Annotated in this window: 20 protein-coding genes and 2 riboswitches; of the genes, 7 read left to right on the forward strand and 13 right to left on the reverse strand. The window is 69.3% G+C overall.

Annotated features, from left to right (window positions below):
* Window positions 1–14: 14 nt before the first annotated feature.
* The 12 genes from ACQW02_RS07920 to gcvT all read right to left on the reverse strand — a co-directional run bounded on the left by ACQW02_RS07920 (window position 15) and on the right by gcvT (window position 10,973).
* Window positions 15–1,292: a TRAP transporter large permease gene (locus tag ACQW02_RS07920; protein WP_431284724.1), complete on the reverse strand. Its 1,278-nt coding sequence runs from the start codon at window positions 1,290–1,292 to the stop codon at window positions 15–17.
* Complete coding sequence (locus ACQW02_RS07925) at window positions 1,289–1,858, reverse strand: TRAP transporter small permease (protein WP_431284725.1); 570 nt, start codon at window positions 1,856–1,858, stop codon at window positions 1,289–1,291. Before ACQW02_RS07925 ends, ACQW02_RS07920 begins: the two co-directional genes overlap by 4 nt.
* Window positions 1,859–1,874: 16 nt before the next feature.
* Window positions 1,875–2,843: a TRAP transporter substrate-binding protein DctP gene (gene dctP / locus ACQW02_RS07930; protein WP_431284726.1), complete on the reverse strand. Its 969-nt coding sequence runs from the start codon at window positions 2,841–2,843 to the stop codon at window positions 1,875–1,877.
* A 108-nt stretch (window positions 2,844–2,951) separates the two neighbouring features.
* On the reverse strand, window positions 2,952–3,143 hold the full coding sequence (locus ACQW02_RS07935; RefSeq protein ID WP_431284727.1) for a CsbD family protein: 192 nt from the start codon (window positions 3,141–3,143) through the stop codon (window positions 2,952–2,954).
* A 79-nt stretch (window positions 3,144–3,222) separates the two neighbouring features.
* Window positions 3,223–4,254, reverse strand: coding sequence for a site-specific DNA-methyltransferase (locus ACQW02_RS07940; protein ID WP_431284728.1), 1,032 nt, complete (start codon window positions 4,252–4,254; stop codon window positions 3,223–3,225).
* A gap of 124 nt (window positions 4,255–4,378) precedes the next feature.
* A complete protein-coding gene (locus ACQW02_RS07945; protein ID WP_431284729.1) occupies window positions 4,379–5,008 on the reverse strand; it encodes a ribonuclease HII in 630 nt (209 codons plus the stop codon).
* A 6-nt stretch (window positions 5,009–5,014) separates the two neighbouring features.
* Window positions 5,015–5,497: a hypothetical protein gene (locus ACQW02_RS07950; protein WP_431284730.1), complete on the reverse strand. Its 483-nt coding sequence runs from the start codon at window positions 5,495–5,497 to the stop codon at window positions 5,015–5,017.
* Between the two features lie 79 nt (window positions 5,498–5,576).
* Window positions 5,577–5,867 carry a hypothetical protein gene (locus ACQW02_RS07955; protein ID WP_431284731.1) on the reverse strand — a complete coding sequence of 97 codons (291 nt, stop codon included), beginning with the start codon at window positions 5,865–5,867 and terminating at the stop codon, window positions 5,577–5,579.
* A 138-nt stretch (window positions 5,868–6,005) separates the two neighbouring features.
* Entirely contained in the window at window positions 6,006–6,572 is a 567-nt protein-coding gene (locus tag ACQW02_RS07960; protein WP_431284732.1) for an NUDIX hydrolase, read from the reverse strand.
* A complete protein-coding gene (gene gcvP, locus ACQW02_RS07965) occupies window positions 6,569–9,481 on the reverse strand; it encodes an aminomethyl-transferring glycine dehydrogenase (protein WP_431284733.1) in 2,913 nt (970 codons plus the stop codon). Before gcvP ends, ACQW02_RS07960 begins: the two co-directional genes overlap by 4 nt.
* A complete protein-coding gene (gene gcvH, locus ACQW02_RS07970; protein ID WP_431284734.1) occupies window positions 9,481–9,849 on the reverse strand; it encodes a glycine cleavage system protein GcvH in 369 nt (122 codons plus the stop codon). Before gcvH ends, gcvP begins: the two co-directional genes overlap by 1 nt.
* A gap of 11 nt (window positions 9,850–9,860) precedes the next feature.
* Window positions 9,861–10,973, reverse strand: a complete 1,113-nt coding sequence (gene gcvT / locus ACQW02_RS07975; RefSeq protein ID WP_431284735.1) for a glycine cleavage system aminomethyltransferase GcvT — start codon at window positions 10,971–10,973, stop codon at window positions 9,861–9,863.
* A gap of 48 nt (window positions 10,974–11,021) precedes the next feature.
* Window positions 11,022–11,116, reverse strand: a riboswitch (glycine riboswitch).
* Between the two features lie 4 nt (window positions 11,117–11,120).
* Window positions 11,121–11,213: riboswitch (glycine riboswitch) on the reverse strand.
* Window positions 11,214–11,298: 85 nt separating this feature from the next.
* Here gcvT and ACQW02_RS07980 point away from each other — a divergent pair.
* The 6 genes from ACQW02_RS07980 to ACQW02_RS08005 are packed head-to-tail and all read left to right on the forward strand — an operon-like array spanning window position 11,299 to window position 17,723.
* Complete coding sequence (locus ACQW02_RS07980) at window positions 11,299–13,059, forward strand: ABC transporter ATP-binding protein (protein ID WP_431284736.1); 1,761 nt, start codon at window positions 11,299–11,301, stop codon at window positions 13,057–13,059.
* A 54-nt stretch (window positions 13,060–13,113) separates the two neighbouring features.
* Window positions 13,114–13,635, forward strand: coding sequence for a gamma carbonic anhydrase family protein (locus ACQW02_RS07985; RefSeq protein ID WP_431284737.1), 522 nt, complete (start codon window positions 13,114–13,116; stop codon window positions 13,633–13,635).
* Complete coding sequence (locus tag ACQW02_RS07990; RefSeq protein ID WP_431284738.1) at window positions 13,632–14,588, forward strand: DUF4214 domain-containing protein; 957 nt, start codon at window positions 13,632–13,634, stop codon at window positions 14,586–14,588. The genes ACQW02_RS07985 and ACQW02_RS07990 overlap by 4 nt, the downstream gene beginning before the upstream one ends.
* A gap of 33 nt (window positions 14,589–14,621) precedes the next feature.
* The gene (locus tag ACQW02_RS07995) at window positions 14,622–15,587 is read left to right on the forward strand and encodes a tripartite tricarboxylate transporter substrate-binding protein (RefSeq protein WP_431284739.1); all 966 of its coding nucleotides are present in this window, start codon (window positions 14,622–14,624) and stop codon (window positions 15,585–15,587) included.
* Window positions 15,587–16,786, forward strand: a complete 1,200-nt coding sequence (locus ACQW02_RS08000; protein ID WP_431284740.1) for a CaiB/BaiF CoA transferase family protein — start codon at window positions 15,587–15,589, stop codon at window positions 16,784–16,786. The genes ACQW02_RS07995 and ACQW02_RS08000 overlap by 1 nt, the downstream gene beginning before the upstream one ends.
* A gap of 16 nt (window positions 16,787–16,802) precedes the next feature.
* Window positions 16,803–17,723 carry an NAD(P)-dependent oxidoreductase gene (locus tag ACQW02_RS08005; protein WP_431284741.1) on the forward strand — a complete coding sequence of 307 codons (921 nt, stop codon included), beginning with the start codon at window positions 16,803–16,805 and terminating at the stop codon, window positions 17,721–17,723.
* An 8-nt stretch (window positions 17,724–17,731) separates the two neighbouring features.
* On the opposite strand, the gene ACQW02_RS08010 is transcribed toward ACQW02_RS08005, so the two are convergent.
* The gene (locus ACQW02_RS08010; protein ID WP_431284742.1) at window positions 17,732–18,337 is read right to left on the reverse strand and encodes a nitroreductase family protein; all 606 of its coding nucleotides are present in this window, start codon (window positions 18,335–18,337) and stop codon (window positions 17,732–17,734) included.
* 170 nt (window positions 18,338–18,507) lie between these two features.
* On the opposite strand from ACQW02_RS08010, the gene ACQW02_RS08015 reads away from it, so the two are divergent.
* Window positions 18,508–18,951, forward strand: coding sequence for a hypothetical protein (locus tag ACQW02_RS08015; protein WP_431284743.1), 444 nt, complete (start codon window positions 18,508–18,510; stop codon window positions 18,949–18,951).
* Window positions 18,952–18,958 lie beyond the last annotated feature (7 nt).

The following is an 18,958-nucleotide window of genomic DNA, read 5'->3' on the forward strand; positions in this document are numbered from 1 at the left end:
GTCATGAAAAATCCTTACCGGAACACGAGATGGGGCAGCGTCAGGGTGATCCAGGGCACGTAGGTGATCACCATCAGGCAGGCGAAGATGACGCCGATGAAGATGACCAGGTAGCGCATCATCTCATCGACGCCGCAGCGCGCCACCTGGGCCGCGGCAAACAGGTTCACGCCAAAGGGCGGCGTGATCATGCCCAGCGCCAGGTTCACCACCATGATCGTGCCGAAATGCACCCCGTCGATGCCGAAGCGCTGCGCGGCCTCGGCCAGGATCGGCGCCAACACGATGATGCTGGCGGTGGTTTCGACGAACATGCCGACGACGAAGAGGAACAGGTTCACGCCGAGCAGGAACCACCCCGCGCCGTCAAACGTCGCGACCAGCCAGGCCGCGGCGATGTCCGGCACGCCCTGGCGATTCAGCAGGAAGGAGAAGACCGCGGCACAGGCGATGATGAACATGATGACCGAACTGCTGATCACCGATTTGCGGAAGATCGGGTACAGGTCGCGCGGCTTGATCTCCCGATGCAAAAACACGCCGACCAGGATGGCGTAGAAGACGGCGATGACGCTGGCCTCGGTCGGCGTGGTGATGCCGCCATAGATGCCGCCCAGCACCACGACCGGCATCAGCAGCGCCCAACCCGCCTGGCGCGTCGCGACCCAAAAAGGCAGCCGCCCATCGCCGTCGCGCTTGCCCCAGCCGGCGATGCGGCACCAGACCAGCACGGTCGCGATCAGCGCGCCGCCGATCAGGAACCCCGGGCCGAACCCCGCGATGAACAATTCCGGGATCGAGGTCTGGGTGGTGACGCCATAGAGGATCATCGGGATCGACGGCGGGATGATCACCCCCAGCTCCGCCGCCGTCGCCTGCAAGGCCGCGGCGAAGCCCACGGGATAGCCGTGCCGGATCAGCGCCGGGATCATGATGGTGCCGACGGCAAAGGTGGTCGCGACCGACGATCCGCTGATCGCGGCGAAGATCATGCAGGTGACGACGCAGGTCGCCGGCAACCCACCCTGCACCCCGCCCACGATGGATTGCGCGAATTGCACCAGCCGGCGGGAGATGCCGCCGACATCCATCAGATTCCCCGCCAGGATGAAGAAAGGGATGGCCGCCAGAGGAAACTTGTCCAGCGCCACGTACAATTGCTGGGCCGCGACGATCAGCGGGAAATTGGTCCAGCCCTGGATGCCGATGATCGCCGCCAGCCCGATCGCCACCGCGACCGGCACGCTGGCGGCGAAGAGCACCAGCATCACCGTCAACATCACGCCACTCATACCGCGGCTTCCAATTCTTCCGAGCGACGGTCGAGGAAATGCGCGACGGCGCCGACGATGGCGAAGGCGGCCCCCACCGGCACGGCGGCGTAGCCCCAGGAAATGGAGACCTCCAGCCCCGCCATTTCCTGGAATTTTACGCGCTGGGCCATGGTCCAGCCGAACCAGAACAAGACGCCCATCAGTGATACGCTGGCGGCCAATGCGCCGGCCTCCAGCCCCCGGCGGATCGCGCCACGGCTCAAGCGATGGGCGACGTCGATGGACACGAGCGATCCGGTGCGCAGTGCGACGGACAGTCCCAGGAAGGCCATCCAGATCAAGGCGGTGCGGACCATCGCCTCCGACCAGATCGACGGCGTTTCGGTCGCGAAGCGCGCGATGACCTGCCACATGCCGGCGAAACACGCGACCGCCAGCGCCAGGCAGGCGCCGGTGGCGGCGATGCCGGTCAACCAGCGGTCGGCCGCCAGCACGGCCCCGCGCAGCCGCGCGCCGGCGAATAGCGCCGCCAGCACGAGCAGGACCGTGCCGGCCGCGATGGCCTGCAACGGTCCCGTGTTCATCGCCGATCCCACGGGATCAGTTCGGCGGCTGCCAGTCGCGGATGCGGCGCAGCAGCGCCCCATCCATCTCCCGCTCATAGACTGTGAAGGCCGGGGCCAGCGCGGTCTGGAACGGCGCGCGATCGACTTCGACCGTCACGGTCATGCCGCGGCGGCGCAGTTCCTCGACGCCGGTCGTCTCATCGGCGGTGACGCGGGCCCGGTTGGCATCGCGCCCGGCGACGGCCGCGGCCTGGAAGGCGGCGCGGTCGGCCGGCGTCATGCGCGCCAGGGTGCCAGGATTGCAGATCAGGATGGCCGGGGAATAGACGTGGCCCGTCAGGGTCAGATAGCGCTGCACCTGGTTCAGATTGTTCGCCACGATCACCGGGATCGGGTTTTCCTGGCCATCGACCGTGCCCTGCTGCAGGGCCGGCACGAGTTCGGAAAACGCCATCGGCGTCGGCAGCGCGCCCAGGGTCTGGAAGGCGCGCATATGCACGGGGTTTTCCATGGTGCGGACCTTCAACCCGCGCACATCGCCCGGCGCATTCACTTCGCGGCGCGAATTGGTCAGGTGCCGAAAGCCGTTTTCCATCCAGACCACGCCAACCATGCCGCGCGCGGAAAACCGCGCCAGCACGGATTGGCCGATGTCGCCATCCAGCACGCCACGGGCGTGGACGGTGTTGCGGAACAGGAAGGGGACGTCGAAGACGCGGCTTTCGGGCACGAAATTGCCGACTGGGCCAGTCGAGGTGACGGTGCAGTCCAGCGTGCCGATCTGCACGCTTTCGATCATCTCGCGCTCATTGTCATTGCGCTGGATGGTGACGCGGTAGCGGCCACCGGTCGCGGCTTCCAGGCTGTCCTTCAGCGCGGTGGCGCCGGCGCCGTAGTGGCTGGCCAAGGGCAGCGGATGCTGGATGGTGATCTGGGTCTGGGCCTGGGCGGCGCCCACGAATAGCGGACATGCGGCCAAGGCAAGCGTGGCAAGGCGGATCATCGCAAGGTTTCCTCCGGCGTCGACCGTTGACCGGCCGCTACAGAAACCCCTAGCGAAAGCGTGGCAAAACGACAATCGGGGGGCGGCTGGCGCCACCCCCCGGGCTGATCACGCCTTGTCGACGACCTTCTTCACGGCGTCCTTGGCGTCGGCGACGGCCTGCTGGGCCTCGCCCTTCTTTTCCTGGATGGCGCCTTCGACCTGCAATTTCTCGTTGCCGACTGCTTTGCCGACGCCCTGCTTGATGTTGCCGGCGGCCTCATTGGCCAGGCCCTTGATCTTGTCACCAGTGCTGCCCATCGGGTCTCTCCTGTGCATCCGTCCGGCGATACTGCCGGCGTGGAGGGATAACGCCGCTTGGACGACTGGGTTGCAGGCATCAGGCCTGGGCGGCGAGCGCCTCTTCCCGATAGGCATCCAGCACGCGAAGGCCACCGCCGGCCGTCTCCACATGCCAGAATGTCCAGCCGTTGCAGGATGGGGCTTCCTGCACCGCCGCCCCGACCGCATGGATCGACCCGGTGGCGCGGCCGCAGCGGAGCGTGCCATCGGCCCCGACCTCCGCCGACCAGCGGCGCTGCCGGTCGGTCAGCCGGGCGCCGGGCGGCACCAGCCCGCGTTCGACCAGGTTGCCGAAGGGCAGGCGGGGCTGTTCGCGTTTCGCGGGCAGGGCCAGGGCGGCGGATTCCGGCAGCGGCGTGATGGAAGCGACCCGGGCGCGGGCTGCGGCGGCATAGGCGGGTTCGCGCTCGATCCCGATGAAGCGCCGGCCCAACCGCTTGGCGACCGCGGCCGTGGTGCCGGTGCCCATGAAGGGGTCCAGGATCACCTCGCCGGGCGCGGTGCAGGACACGATCACCCGATGCAGCAGCGCCTCGGGCTTTTGGGTCGGGTGGAGTTTCGCCCCGGCCTCATCGCGCAGTCGTTCGTTGCCTGTGCACAGCGGGATGAACCAGTCGCTGCGCATCTGCGTGTCGTCGTTCAGCGCCTTCATCGCCTGGTAGTTGAAGCGATACTTGCTGGCCTGTTCGCGCGACGCCCAGATCAGCGTCTCATGCGCATTGGTGAAGCGCCGGCCGCGGAAATTCGGCATCGGATTGGCCTTGCGCCAGATCACGTCGTTCAGGATCCAGAAGTCCAGGTCCTGCAACGCCACGCCCAGGCGGAACACGTTGTGATAGGCACCCATCACCCAGATGGTGCCATCGCGCCGCAGCACCCGGCGGCATTCGGTAAGCCAGGCGCGGGTAAAGGCGTCATAGGCGGCGAGATCGTCGAACCGGTCCCAGGCGTCGTCCACGCCATCGACCAGGCTGTCGTCCGGGCGCCGCAAGGTGCCCTTCAGTTGCAGGTTGTAGGGCGGGTCGGCGAAGACCGCATGCACCGATGCGGTCGGCAGGGACCGCAACATGTCCAGGCTGTCGCCACACAAGATCTCGTCCAGCGGTAAATCGCGCGCGATGCCCAAACGTCGAACCCCTTGATTCACCGATGCGAATCGGCCGACCCGACCATGAGTCTCCCGAGTCGCGGCGTCAAGCGGAACCTTGTGCCGCCCAGGCGGCATCCACCGGCGCGAAGCCGCGGCGGTGATGCGCGCAGGGGCCGGTTTGGGCGAGCGCCGCCCGGTGGGCGGCTGTCGGATACCCCTGGTGCCTGGCAAAGCCATAGGCCGGCCAGCGCGCCCCCAGCCGCGCCATGCAGCGGTCCCGCGTCACTTTCGCCAGGATGGAGGCCGCCGCGATCGACAGGCTGATGCCATCGCCGCCGATCACGCAGCGCACCGGCACGGTCAGGGGCGGCGCACGATTGCCATCGACCAGCACCAGGTCGGGCCGCAGCCCAAGCCGCGCCACCGCCCGCGACATCGCCAGATGCGTGGCGCCCAGGATGTTGCGCTGGGCGATCTCGGTGGCCGACGCCGCGCCGACCGCGGCGCGCAACACCCCGGCACGGGCCGCGGCCCAAAGGGCGTCATGCGCGAACTGGCGTTGTGCCGGGCTCAACCGCTTGCTGTCGTCGAGCATGACCGCCAGTTCGGCGTCGGGCGCGGCGAAAAACAACACGCAGCCGGCCATGACCGGTCCGGCCAAAGGTCCGCGCCCGGCTTCGTCCACGCCGGCGACCAGCCCGCCGGCCGCGTGTTCCAGCCCGAAATCCGGCACGGCCGCCTACCCCTGCCGGTAATCCGGCACGAAGCCAAACCGATCCGCGACGTCCTGCACCACGCTGTCGCGCACGACCAGCAGCAGGCGGGGTGCGTATCCGTCGATCCAGCCCGGCAGCCAGGGCGCGAAACCCAGGCCGCGCAGTTCCAGGGGGCCAATCTCATCCAGCACGATGGTGCCGAGGCGTTCGTCGCCGAGCGCATTCTCCATCCGCACCGCCGCCCAGCGGAAGGCGCTGGCGCGGAAGCGGAAGCGGCCGACGATCTGGACCGCCTCCTCCGGCGCCTCGGCGCTGGCATCCATCGGCACGGCCGCGAGGTCCCGCAGGTCGCGGAACCAGCGCGTGGCCCCTTCCTGCGGGCTGACCACGCCGCCGATGCGGCGGTCGCGCGCGGCCAGTTCCAGCAGGCGCGCGGTCCTGCTGGCCCCGATGGGGCCAGAGAACACGCCGATGACCGGCCGCGGATGGGTGGGTTGTGCGATCACCGCTGCATTGTGCGGCGCAGCAGGTGCGGATGCCAGCCCTTCGTGACAGGGGGGTGCCAGCCCCCTGTCACCATGCCGTTCAGCCGCGCGGGGCGGTATCGTAGATGACCTCGACATTCTCGCCGCTGCCGACCAGGCGGGCGGCGCGCGGGGCCTGGCTGAAGGCGCCGGCCATGTAGGTCTGCATCGAGTTCATGCCGTCCTGCGTGCCGCGCAGGATGCCGCCGCCGAACTGGGTCGCGGGCATGCCGGGCGCGTAGACGATGTCGGTGTTGTTGCCGTTCTGAACCAGTGTGGCACTCTGCGCCGAAGCAACGACGCCACTCAGGGCAAGCATCAGGGCGGCGGCAAGCGTCGTGGTGCGGATCATGACTGTATTCCATCTCATCAGCGAGCCCGGCCGGGATGGCGGGGCAATCGGGCTGGGCTTTGCGACCCTGCTGATGATGATTCGTCGTGACGGCGTCTGTGGTTCCGCGGCCACGCAGAAAAATATTCGACGGCCGTTTCAGGCCAGCGAAAGGCGCCCGATCGCAGCCATCGCCGAATACAGCCCGGCGACATGGGTCGCGCTGCCGATGCCGCCGCCCGTCGCCAAAGCCGCCATGACGTCGCGCAGCGGCACGACCTCGACCGTCAGGGTCTCGCCCGGTTCCAGATGCGGTTCGGCGATGCGTTGCGCGCCCAGGACCAGCACGGTGTGGATGCTGTTGCTGAACTTGGAGGGTTCTGGCGCGCGGGCGCCGATGTGGCGGATGTCCTGGCCGGCAAAGCCGGTTTCCTCCAGCAACTCGCGGACGCCGGCGGTGTCGGGCGCCTCGCCCGCATCGATGACGCCGCCGGGCAGTTCGGTCAGCCAGGCACCAAACCCCTGGCGCCACTGGCGCACCAGCACGATCCCATCATCCGGCGTCAGCGCCACGACATGCACCCAGTCGGGGTGCTTCTGGACATAGAAGGGGTCCAGCACCGCGCCATCGGGCGTTTGGCAACGCTGCGCCCGCAGGTCGAGCCAGCGGTCCTGGACGATGCTGCGTTCGGACAGCACCGCCCAGCCGGGCACGCGCTCCGTCACTCGGCGGCCTGGGCGTAGGCTTCCAGGGGCGCGCAGGTGCAGACCAGGTTGCGGTCGCCATAGACGTTGTCGACCCGCTTCACCGGCGGCCAGTATTTGGCCGCGCGGATATAAGGCAGCGGGAAGGCCGCTTCCTCACGGCTGTAGGCGTGCGGCCAGGCGGTGCCGGTTACTTCCTCGGCGGTGTGGGGGGCGTGCTTCAGCGGGTTGTCGGCGCGATCCAGGGTGCCGGCCTCGACGCGGGCGATCTCGGCGCGGATCGCGATCATGGCGTCGCAAAAGCGGTCGATCTCGGCCAGCGGCTCGCTCTCGGTCGGTTCGACCATGAGGGTGCCGGTGACGGGCCAGGACATGGTCGGTGCGTGGAAACCGTAGTCCTGCAAACGCTTGGCGATGTCCTCGACCATCACGCCGGCGCTGGCCTGGAAGCCACGGCAATCCAGGATGCATTCATGCGCCACCATGCCCTGCGCGCCCCGGTAGAGGATCGGGTAATGCGGCGCGAGGCGCTGGGCCATGTAGTTGGCAGACAGGATCGCAACCTGGGTCGCCTGGCGCAGCCCATCCGGCCCCATGAGCCGGATATAGGCGTAGGGGATCGGCAGGATCGCCGCCGACCCGTAAGGCGCCGCCGACACCGGGCCGTAGCCGGTTTCCGGCCCGGCCTCGGCATTCTCCGGATGGTTCGGCAGATACGGCGCCAGATGGGCCGCGACGCCGATGGGGCCCACACCCGGACCGCCGCCCCCATGCGGGATGCAGAAGGTCTTATGCAGGTTCAGGTGGCACACATCGGCGCCGATCGAGGCCGGGCTGGTCAGCCCGACCTGCGCGTTCATGTTGGCGCCATCCATATACACCTGACCGCCATGGCCATGGATGATGGCGCAGGCCTCGCGGATGCCTTCCTCGAACACGCCATGGGTCGAGGGATAGGTGACCATCAGCGCCGCCAGCCGGTCGCCATGCTGCGCCGCCTTGGCCGCCAGATCCTTGAGGTCGACGTTGCCATCGGTATCGCAGCCGACGACCACGACCCGCATCCCCGCCATCACGGCCGAGGCCGGATTGGTGCCATGGGCGCTGGACGGGATCAGGCAGACATCGCGCTGCACGTCGCCGCGCGCGTGGTGATAACCGCGGATCGCGAGCAACCCGGCATATTCGCCCTGGCTACCCGCATTCGGCTGCAACGACACCGCGGCAAACCCCGTCGCGGTGCAGAGCCAGGCCGACAGCCGTTCCACCAGGATGCGATACCCGGCCGCCTGATCCGTCGGCGCAAAGGGATGCATGGTGGCGAAGCCGGGCAGGGTGATCGGCATCATCTGCGCCGTCGCGTTCAGCTTCATCGTGCAGGACCCCAGCGGGATCATGCTGCGGTTCAGCGCGACGTCCTTGTCCTCAAGATGCTTGAGGTAGCGCAGCATCGCGTGTTCCGACCGATGCGCGTGGAACACGGCGGCGGTGCAGAATTCGCTGCTGCGCACCAGCGGGCCGGGGGCCGGCAGGGTCAGCGTGTCCAGCGCCGGCGCTGGCTCGCCGGCAACCTCGGCCATGGCATCGACCAGCTTCGCGACAATCGCCTCGGTCACCGTCTCGTCGGTGCTGATGGCGACGGTCGCGTCATTGACGCGGCGCAGGTTGATGCCGCGCAGCAGGGCCGCGGCGATCAGCGCATCGGCGCGATCGCCGACCACCAGAGTCACGGTATCGAAAATCTCATCATGCAGCGGTTCGAAACCGATGCGTCGCGCTGCCTCCGCCAGCATCGCGGCGGCCAGGCGGGTGCGTTCGGCGATGCGGCGCAGGCCCTCCGGCCCGTGCCAGACGGCATACATCGCCGCCATCACCGCCAGCAGGACCTGGGCGGTGCAGATGTTCGACGTCGCCTTTTCACGGCGGATATGCTGCTCGCGCGTTTGCAAGGCCAGCCGCATCGCGGGCCTGCCGGCGGCATCGACGCTGACGCCGACCAACCGGCCCGGCAGCAACCGCTTCAACCCGTCCTTGACCGCCATGTAGCCGGCATGCGGCCCGCCATAGCCCATCGGCACGCCAAAGCGCTGCGTCGATCCGACCGCGATATCCGCGCCCATCTCACCCGGCGGGGTCAGCAGGCAGAGCGACAGCGGATCGGCCGCGACCACCGCGAGGCCGCCGACCGCCTGCACCGCCGCGATCTCGGCGCGCAGGTCGCGCACCTGACCGGTCGTGCCGGGATATTGTAGCAGCAGCGCAAAGGGTTTTTGGGCGGCACAAGCCGCGACGATGTCATCGGGATCGGCCACAACCACGGTGATACCGACCGGTTCCGCGCGCGTCCGCACCACGGCCAGGGTCTGCGGATGCAGGTCGGATGCGACCAGCAGCGTGTCCGACTTGCCCTTGTACGCGGCATGGGCCAGCGCCACCGCCTCGGCCGCCGCGGTCGCTTCGTCCAGCAGGCTGGCATTCGCGACGGGCAGGCCGGTCAGGTCACCGATCATGGTCTGGAAAGTGACCAGCGCCTCCAGCCGCCCTTGGGCGATTTCGGCCTGGTAGGGCGTATAGGCGGTGTACCAGCCCGGATTCTCCAGCACGTTGCGCAGGATGACGGGGGGCACATGGGTGTTGTGGTAGCCCTGGCCGATCAGCGACAGGATGTCCGATCGGTTGCGCGCGGCAAGGCCCGCGAGTTCCGCCAGCACCTCGGCCTCATTCGCCGCGGCCGGGATCGCCGAAAGATCGGCGCCGGCGATGGCGGCGGGCACGGTGCGGGCGGCCATCTGGTCCAGGCTGTCGCAGCCGATGCTGCGCAGCATCGCCGCCTGGTCGGCCGCACTCGGCGCGATGTGGCGGGCGATGAAGGCGCCATGGTCCGACAGGGCGGAAAAACGCGACAGCGCGGTCGGGGCCAGCGCGTTCATCAGAGCATCTCCACCAGTGCCAGATACGCGGCCTCGTCCATCAGTTCCTCGACCGCGGCGGGATTGGCGAGTTCCATCTTGAAGAACCATCCGGCGCCGGCGGGGTCGCTGTTCACCAGCGACGGGTCATCGGCCAAAGCCGGGTTGTGTTCGGTGATGCGCCCGGCCAGCGGGGCATAGACATCCGACGCCGCCTTGACGCTTTCGACCACGGCGCAGGCCTCGCCCTCGGCGACCTCACGCCCCGGTTCGGGCAGGTCGACGAAGACCACGTCGCCGAGCGCCGTCTGCGCATGGTCGGTGATGCCGACGGTGGCGATCTTCCCGTCCAGGCGAACCCATTCATGATCCTTGGTGAAGCGCAGCATGACGGGGCCTTTCAACGGAGGTAACCATGGGGATGGAAGGGCAGGGGGGCGACAGTCGCCGGCACCGGCTTGCCGCGCACCATCAGGTGCAGCGCGGTGCCATCGACGGCCGCCGAAGGCGGCACGTAGCCCATGGCGATCGGGCGGTTCACCGCGGGGCCGAAGCCGCCGGAGGTGACGACACCGATCTGCGGCCCGTCCGGCAAATGGATCGGCGTGCCGGCGCGGGCCGGCTGGCGTCCGTCGATGGCGATGCCGACGCGGCGGCGGGCCGGGCCATTGGCCATTTCGTCGCGCACCCGCGCCGCACCCGGGAAATCCCAATCGGTGCGGCGGCGCTTGCCGATGGTCCAGACCAACCCGGCCTCGACCGCGCTGGTCGTCTCGTCCAGGTCCTGGCCGTAGAGGCATAGCCCGGCTTCCAGGCGCAGCGAATCGCGCGCGCCAAGCCCGGCCGGCATCACCCCATCCAGGGCCAGCAGGGCGCGCGCCAAATCCTCGGCGCCATCGGCGGCGACGCTGATCTCGTAACCATCCTCGCCGGTGTAGCCGCTGCGGCTGGCGATGACCTCCTGGCCGAACAGCGTGGTCGTGGCGATGCCCATGAAACTCAGTGCCGCCAGCGCCGGCGCATGTGGCGCCAGCAATGCGGCCGCCTTCGGCCCCTGGAACGCCAGCAGCGCACGATCGGGCAGGGGCGTCAGCGACACATCGGGCGGCAGGAAGGATGCGATGCGTGGAATGTCCAGGTGCTTGCGGCTGGCGTTCAGCACCAGGAAGATCAGGTCGGGCGCGACCGTCGCGGCCATCGCATCGTCCAGCACGCCGCCATCATCGGTGGTCAGCAGCAGGTAGCGCTGGCGGCCAGGCTTCAGCCCCTGGATATCGGCCGGCGTCGCGCGTTCCAGGGCCGTGGCGGCGCCGGGACCCGCCAGCATCGCCTGGCCCATGTGCGACACGTCGAACAATGTCGCGCCCGTGCGGGTGGCATTGTGTTCGGCCATGATCCCGGCCGGGTACTGCACCGGCATGGCATAGCCGGCAAAGGGCACCATGCGCGCACCAAGGCTGCGATGCAGGGCATCGAGCGGGGTGTGCAAAAGCGTCTCGTTCGAATCGGCCACGGTTGCTCCATCGCCACCGGCTTGCGCCGGCGTTGGTCCGTGGCCCCCCTCTGTCCGTGTACCTGAGAGATGCGGCCCACCCATGCGGGTGGCACCTTGCTCCGTCGGTGCCATCAGGCTTGCGCCATCCGGGCTTTCCAGAGTCCCCTGTTCCGCGCGGTCCCTTGTGCCTGAGCGTTTCCGGGGGCCGGTTGCGCCTTCGGCGGGGGTGTCGCCACCCCTCTCTCCCGCGCGGTGTCAGCGGGTGAGCCCGGTATGCCGGAGGGGACCCCGTGGCGCAACGCTGATTCGGGCCGTTGGCGACATCGTGCTACCCGCCTTGCCCATGGCCCGACCCGCATTGCCCGATCCCGAGACAACCCGCGCGCTGATCCGCCGCCTTTGGCGGCACTACGTGCGGACCCACCCGCGCGGCATCCTCGCGGCCATCGGCTGCACCATCGCGGTCGCGGTGCTGACCTCGCTCTATCCCTTGGCGATCCAGCAATCCTTCGACCATTTCACCGCCGGGAACCGGGACATCATCTGGCTGATCCCGCCGGCGATCATCGCCCTCACCATGGCCAAGGCCGCGGCCCAATATGGCCAGTCGCTGGCGGTGCAATCGGTGGTGCTGCGGGTGATCGAGGATCTGCAGAACGATCTGTTCCGCGCCCTGACCCGCGCCGATTTCGGCCTGGTCGCGGCCGAGGCCCCGGCCCGCAACGCCGCCCGCTTCACCGCCGACGCCGCCGCGATCCGTGAGGCCCTGGGCAAGACCGTGCAGGGTGTGGCCGATGTGCTGACCGTGATCGGGCTGGTCGCCTCGATGATCTGGCTCGACTGGCAGATGAGCCTGATCGCCGCCGCCCTGTATCCCATCGCGGCGGTGCCGATCATGCGGCTGGGCAAGAAGATCCGCCGCGCCTCCGGCGGCATGCAGGAAAGGGTCGGGGAAACCGCCGCCCTGCTGACCGAATCCTTCGCCGCCGCCCGCGTGGTCCGCGCCTATCGGCTGGAATCCGCCGAGGAAGCCCGCGCCGCCCGTGCCTTCGCCCATCTGCGTGAGGCGCTGTTCACCATCGGCCGCAACCGCGCCAGCCTGGACCCGATCCTGGAGGCGCTGGGCGGCATCGCCGTCGCCGCGGTCCTGGCCTTCGTCGGCTGGCGCGTGTCCACCGGCGTCGGCACGGTCGGCGAGTTCACCGGCTTCGTCGCCGCCCTGCTGATCGCCGCCCGCCCCTTGCGCGCACTGGGCAGCCTGAACGCCGCCTTGCAGGAAGGGCTGGCGGGGCTGGCCCGGGTCTTTGGCGTGATCGACCGGCCTGCCCTGGTGGTGACTGCGCCGGATGCGCAGCCCTTGCCGCCTGGCCCGGGGCGGCTGGTGTTTGACGACGTGGGCTTTGTCTATGCGGGGGGTGAGGCCGCGGCGCTGAACGGCCTGTCCTTCACCGCCGAGCCAGGCCTGACCGTCGCCCTGGTGGGGCCCTCGGGCGGCGGCAAGTCGACCGCGATCCAATTGATCCCGCGATTGTTCGATCCGACCTCCGGCGCCTTGCTGCTGGACGGCGCTGACCTGCGCAACGTCACCATCGAAAGCCTGCGCGACGCCATCGCCTATGTCGGGCAGGAAGCGGTGATCTTTGATGACACGGCCCTGGCCAACATCGCCTGCGGGCGGCCCGGTGCCACGCGTGCGGAGGTCGAGGATGCCGCCCGCGCGGCCCAGGCGCATGGCTTCATCGCCGCACTCCCGCAAGGCTACGACACCCCCCTCGGCACCGGCGGCGGCCGGCTGTCGGGTGGCCAAAAACAGCGCGTGGCCCTGGCCCGCGCCCTTTTGCGGAACCCGCGCGTGCTGTTGCTGGATGAAGCCACCAGCGCGCTCGATGCCGAAAACGAAGCCGCCGTGCAGGCCGCCCTGGCGACCCTGCGCGCCGGCCGCACCACCATCGCCATCGCCCATCGCCTGGCGACGGTGCGCGATGCCGATCTGATCGTGGTGCTGGAGGCTGGGCGCGCCGTGGAACAGGGCACCCATGCGGCGCTTTTGGCCGCCGATGGCCTCTATGCCAGGCTGGTGCGGGCGCAGGCGTTTTCCGGCTGACCCTTTCCCGCGCAAGCCGCCTGGGCGATGTTGCGCCCAACGGAGGAACCACTCATGCCGGCCTATGCCCTCGACGACCTGACCCCGAACCTGCCCGAGGCCTATTGGATCGCGCCCGACGCCCATGTCATCGGCCAGGTCACGCTCGGTAAGGACGTCGGCATCTGGTTCGGCGCGGTGCTGCGCGGCGACAATGAACCGATCGTTCTCGGTGAGGGGACCAATATCCAGGAGGGCGCGATGCTGCACGTCGATGCCGGTTTCCCCATGACCATCGGTGCCCATTGCACCATCGGCCACCACGCCATCCTGCATGGCTGCACGGTGGGTGAGGGGTCGTTGATCGGCATGGGCGCCACCATCCTGAACGGCGCAAAGATCGGCCGCGGCTGCCTGGTCGGCGCCAATGCGCTGGTGACCGAGGGCAAGGAATTCCCCGACGGCAGCCTGATCGTCGGCAGCCCAGCCAAGGCGGTGCGGGAACTCGACGCGACGGCGCGCCAAAGACTGCTGGGATCGGCCGCGGGCTACGTCGCGAATTGGAAGCGCTATGCGGCGGGGCTGCGTCGGCTTTGAGATCGGCGGAGGAGTTCGTCGCCGCGGCCTATGAGGCGCTGCTGGGGCGTGGCCCGGACAAGAGCGGGCTGGCGCATTATGTCCCGGCCATCGCGAGCGGGCAGCTCGATCCCGCCGACCTGCTGCGAATCCTGGCCGGTAGCGGAGAGGCCAAGAGCCGCTTCGTGCCGCCCGCGCCCCCGCCGGGCCCCAGCCTGCCACCTGCGTCGGACGCGCTGGAGCAGGGGCGGCGGGACCCGCTGGCGGCGCTGGACCAGGCCATCGCGGCCCTGCACGCTGCCGGACACTTGCGCCCCGACCAGCGCGCCTATGCCGAGGTGCACCGCCTGCGCTTCGCCGAAAACGCCCATGCCATCGCGTCACTGCTGCGCGACAGCTCCGACTGGCCGGCCTGCCGGGTGCTGGAGGTCGGGTCCAGCGTCACCCCCTTGCTCTATCACCAGATGTTACCCGGCCTACGGCTGCATTCGCTCGACCTGTTCGATCATGCGGAACTGGACGGCATCGTCGACAGCCAGATCAGGCTCGACCTGGAAAAGACCGATGTGCGCGGCGCCGCGACACTGCCCTTCGCCGATATGCACATGGTCCTGTTCTGCGAGGTGCTGGAGCATATGGTGGTCAACCCGGCCAATATGTTCCGGGCCCTGGCCGCGGGGCTGGCGCCGGGCGGGCTGCTCTATGTCACGACGCCGAATTTCTACCGGCGCAACGTGCGGCGCCTGATCGCCGCGGGGCAGAACCCGCAACCGCTCTACCCGGAGGCCTATGGGCCCGAGTCCCGGTTCCACCACCACGTCCGCGAATACACCATGGCCGAATTGCTAGACGCCATGCGCGCCGCGGGGTTGCAGGTGGAGGTGGCGTGGTATTCCGATTGCTGGGATGCGCCCGACCCCGGTCTGCCGGTCGAGGAACGCCAGAATCTAGTGGTTGTCGGCCGCCGTGGCTGACGCCGCCCAAATCCGCCTGGGAGTGACAAGAACATGACCACGATCGCACGCAGAAGCATCCTGGCCGCCACCCTCGCCGCACCCGCGCTGGCCCAGGCCCAGGATAACTGGCCCAACCGTCCTGTCCGCATCATTATCCCCGCCGCCCCCGGTGGCAGCAATGACGCGGTCGGTCGGCCGCTGGCCGAGCGGATGCAGCAGATCCTGGGCCAGCCCGTGGTGATCGATAATCGCGCGGGTGCCGGCGGGGTGATCGGCGCGAACGAAGTCGCCCGGGCGCGGCCCGATGGGCATACGCTGATGATCCATTCCTCGTCCTTCGCCACGGCCTCGGCCGTGCAGCGCACGCCCTATGACGCGACCAAGGATTTCACCGCGGTGGCGCTGCTGGCCGTGGCACCGATGCTGATCGTCGCCGCACCGCAACTGCCGATCACCGACATGAACGGGCTATTGGCCATGGCGCGCGCGGGCGGGCGCACGCTGGACTACGGCAGCAGCGGCCCGGGTGGGATCAACCACATGGCGACGGAATTGCTGGCGCAGACGGCGGGGCTGCAGTTCCAGCACGTGCCCTATCGCGGCATGGGCCCGGCGATGACCGATCTGGTGGCCGGCAATGTGCAGTTCATCGTGACCTCGCTGCCCTCGGCCGGCGGGCTGATCCGCGACAACCGGGTCAAGCTGCTGGCCTGGACACAGGAAGGCCGCCCGCCCGGCACGCCGGATGCGCCGACGGTGAAGCAGGCGACGGGCCTTGATTTCGAAATGGGCATCTGGTGGGGGATGATGGCGCCGGCCGGGCTGCCGCCGGCGGTCCTGGCGCGGCTGTCGGCCGCGGTGAACGAAGGCATGTCCGACACGCGCCTGGTCACCAACCTGGCCGGTGAGGGGGCGGTCGCGCAGACCCGCAGCCCGGAGTATTTCCACGACTACCTGCAGAATGAACTGGCCCGCTGGCGCCGCGTCGCCGCCACCGGCCGGATCAGCGTCGACTGATGCCGCTTCCGCGCAAATCCTTCGACGCCGCCGCGACCGGCGCCCTGGCCGGCGTGCGGGTCATCGACCTGTCGCGCCTGGTCGCCGGCAACATGCTGACCAAGGTGCTGGCCGACCACGGCGCCGAGGTCATCAAGGTCGAACCCCCCGAGGGCGATACCCTGCGCGGCTGGAAGGTGCAGGGGATCGAGACGGCCTGGAAAACCTGGTGCCGCAACAAGAAATCCATCTGCCTGAACCTGCGCAACCCCGAGGCCATCGCCGCCGTCCGCGCGCTGGCGCGGGATGCGGCGATGCTGGTGGAATCCTTCCGTCCCGGCGTGCTTGAGGCGATGGGCCTGGCCCCGGCCGACCTGCTGGCGGAAAACCCGGCCCTGGTCATCGTGCGCGTATCCGGCTGGGGCCAGGATGGCCCGTTCCGCCACAAGCCCGGCTTCGGCACGCTGGTCGAAGGCTATTCCGGCTTTGCCGCGATCAACGGCTTTGCCGACCGCGAGCCGGTGCTGCCGCCGATGTTCATGGGCGATGCCTATGCCGGGCTCTATGGCGCATCCGGCGCCATGATCGCGCTGCGCCATGCGGAAGCGACGGGGCAGGGGCAGGTCGTCGATGTCAGCCTGTTCGACCCGATGCTGGCGGTGCTGGACCCGCAGGCCGCCAATGCGCGCCTGACCGGCAAGGCCAAGCAGCGCACCGGCAGCCGCAGCACCAATACCGCACCCCGCAACGCCTATCGCACGCGCGATGGCGGCTGGGTCTGCCTGTCGGCCTCGACCCAGGGGATGACGGAAAAACTGCTGCGCAGCATCGGTCAGGAAGCGCTGGTCACTGATCCGCGCTACGCCACCAACGCCGACCGCCTGCGCAATATCGATGCGCTGGACGCGATCGTCGCGGGCTTCATCGCCGAACGCGACATCGACGATGTGCTCACGCATTTCGACAAGGCGGGGGTGACCATCGGTCCGATCAAGGATGCGCCCGGGCTGCTGGTCGATGATTTCGTGGCCGGTCGTGAATCCCTGATCGAGGTGCCGGATGCCGACATGGGTTGGCTGCCGATGCACGGGATGGTGCCGCGCCTGTCGGAAACGCCGGGGGCACTGTTCCGCCCCGCGCCACGACTTGGCGAACACGACGAGGACATTTTTGGACATGACGAGGCCGCGCGCCTGCGCGGGCTCGGCGTGCTGCGCTGACTGAATGGAAGACCGCATGACCGACACGCCCACCGTCCTTGCCTGCAGCGTCCTGCAGGGCGTCAGCTACCCGCGCCTGGTGGAGCGTGGCGTCTTTGCCCAGGTCAACGGGCCTGGCGAGATCCCCAAGCTGCCAGAAGCCGCCCGCGCCGGGGTGCGGGTGCTGATCACCAATGCGATGCTGGGCGTGTCCGCCGCGACACTGGACCTGCTGCCCGGGCTGAAGCAGGTTGTTTCCATGGGCGCCGGCACCGACCGGGTGGATTTCGCCGCCCTCGCCGCGCGCGGTGTGCCCTTCCGTTCGGTGGGTGAGGCGCTGACCGAGGACGTGGCCGACCTTGGCATGGCGCTGACCCTGATGGCGGCACGGCGCCTGGTCGCGGCCGATGCCTTCGCCCGCGACGGCACCTGGCTGACCAACCGCTTCGCCCCGGGCCGCAGCCTGAACGGCGCGACCATGGGCATCGCCGGTATCGGCGGGCGCATCGGCCAGGCGCTGGCACGCCGCGCCGTGGCCGCGCGCATGAATGTCGTGGGGCTGCACCGCCCCTCGGCCGAGGTCCTGGGCTTCCCGCTGTTCCATGGGCTCCGCGCCCTGGCCGAGGCCAGCGACGTGCTGATGCTGGTGCTGCCGGGCGACCCCGCGCTGCGCCATGCGATGGGCATGGAGGAGATGAAGGCCCTCGGCGCCGGCGGCATTTTGGTCAACATCGGGCGTGGCGAGTTGATCGATTCCGCCATGCTGGCCAAGGCGCTGCGCGAGGGCGTGATCGCCTCGGCGGGTCTGGACGTGGTCGAAGGCGAGCCGAAGATCCCGGCCGAACTGGCGGCCCTGCCGAACATCACCTTCACCCCGCATATCGGCGGTGCCACCGCCGAAGCGCGGCTGCGCGGGGCCGCGATCGCCGAGGATGTGGCGCTGGCGGCGCTGGCCTGACGCGGGCGTTACGCGGGGGGGTTTTGCGCCACCCCGTGCCAATCGCGTGAAAAGCCCGCAGGTTCCGGCCGCACCGGCTTCGGGCGGTCGGTTGGCGGGGTGCCGACATAGATCCAGCCCAGTAGCGCGTCCCCGGGCGCGAAACCCAGGGCGGCCTTCACGCTGTCGTCCTGCAGCGCCTGCGACGACAACCAGACCGCGCCAAAGCCCAAGGCCTCCAGCGCGTTCAGGAAGTTCATCGTGCCGGCCGCGGCCGTCGCCTCCTGCTCCCAGGGCGGGACGCCGCGCTTGTCGTGGCGGATCACCGCACCCGCGACGACCAGGAGCGGCGCGCGCATCGGCTTCATGCGCTCCATCTCCAGCCGTTCGGGCGGCGTTTCCGGCGCGCGGATGGCGAGGGAGCGGGCCAATACCTCGCCGAAACCCGCGCGCGCCGCCCCGGAAATGAACACGAAGCGCCAGGGCCGCAGCCCGCCATGGTCCGGCGCGCGCAACGCCGCCGCCACCGCGGTGTCCAGGGCATCGGGTCCCGGCGCCGGCTCGCGCAACAGCCTTGGCGGTACGGAGGCGCGCGCCAGCATGGTGGTCAGGGCGAATGGCAGGGTATCGGGCATGAGGATGCTCCAGGGGGATCGCGACACCGTATTGCGAATGCTTCTCAATATCAATAAGAGGAGCTTGCCGCCCGGAGACCCCCCATGCGCATCGCCGCCCACGCCGCCGCCCGATGAGGCCGCCCGGCACCTGCCCCCCACACCACCCGGTCCCGGACAACGAACGCCCGGTGTTGGACCTGGTGGCGTCGGAATTGTTCGTGGTCGGCGCCCTGCGCGCCTGGGTCGCGCCGCTGGTCAGGCCAAAGGGCTTGTATCCAGAATGGCGCGACATCTTCCGCATGGCCCAGGTCGCGCCGCCGGGCGCGGTCGGGTTCGAACTGCTGATGTCGGTCGTCTCCAGCCACGCCCAAAGGTCGATCGAGGTCCGCTGCTGCCATTGCCCCGCCCTGGCGGGGGATGAGGCCGCGATGCTGCGGCTGGTCGCCGGGTTGCAGGCGGGCGATTCCTTCTCGGCGCTGGATGTGCTGTCGGATTGGCTGCCGGTCGCGATGGTCGCCCCAGGCTTCCGCGGCGCCCAGCGTTTCGCCGCCCTGACCGCCGAGGCCGGGCTGCGCCTACCCGCGCAACCGCTGCACCTCGCGCCCCTGCCGGTGGCGCGCGTGCTGCACTGACCCCGCC

Origin of the sequence: Humitalea sp. 24SJ18S-53, assembly GCF_050632385.1 — a bacterium.
GTDB lineage: Bacteria > Pseudomonadota > Alphaproteobacteria > Acetobacterales > Acetobacteraceae > Humitalea.

Coding starts and splice junctions, on each gene's coding strand:
- ACQW02_RS07920 (WP_431284724.1), bottom strand. CDS start 1,292: ATGAGTGGCGTGATGTTGACGGTGATGCTGGTGCTCTTCGCCGCCAGC.
- ACQW02_RS07985 (WP_431284737.1), top strand. CDS start 13,114: ATGCCGGCCTATGCCCTCGACGACCTGACCCCGAACCTGCCCGAGGCC.
- ACQW02_RS07935 (WP_431284727.1), bottom strand. CDS start 3,143: ATGGGCAGCACTGGTGACAAGATCAAGGGCCTGGCCAATGAGGCCGCC.
- ACQW02_RS07980 (WP_431284736.1), top strand. CDS start 11,299: ATGGCCCGACCCGCATTGCCCGATCCCGAGACAACCCGCGCGCTGATC.
- ACQW02_RS07925 (WP_431284725.1), bottom strand. CDS start 1,858: ATGAACACGGGACCGTTGCAGGCCATCGCGGCCGGCACGGTCCTGCTC.
- ACQW02_RS07995 (WP_431284739.1), top strand. CDS start 14,622: ATGACCACGATCGCACGCAGAAGCATCCTGGCCGCCACCCTCGCCGCA.
- ACQW02_RS08000 (WP_431284740.1), top strand. CDS start 15,587: ATGCCGCTTCCGCGCAAATCCTTCGACGCCGCCGCGACCGGCGCCCTG.
- dctP (WP_431284726.1), bottom strand. CDS start 2,843: ATGATCCGCCTTGCCACGCTTGCCTTGGCCGCATGTCCGCTATTCGTG.
- gcvH (WP_431284734.1), bottom strand. CDS start 9,849: ATGCTGCGCTTCACCAAGGATCATGAATGGGTTCGCCTGGACGGGAAG.
- ACQW02_RS08005 (WP_431284741.1), top strand. CDS start 16,803: ATGACCGACACGCCCACCGTCCTTGCCTGCAGCGTCCTGCAGGGCGTC.
- ACQW02_RS08010 (WP_431284742.1), bottom strand. CDS start 18,337: ATGCCCGATACCCTGCCATTCGCCCTGACCACCATGCTGGCGCGCGCC.
- ACQW02_RS07940 (WP_431284728.1), bottom strand. CDS start 4,254: ATGTTGCGGTCCCTGCCGACCGCATCGGTGCATGCGGTCTTCGCCGAC.
- gcvP (WP_431284733.1), bottom strand. CDS start 9,481: ATGAACGCGCTGGCCCCGACCGCGCTGTCGCGTTTTTCCGCCCTGTCG.
- ACQW02_RS07955 (WP_431284731.1), bottom strand. CDS start 5,867: ATGATCCGCACCACGACGCTTGCCGCCGCCCTGATGCTTGCCCTGAGT.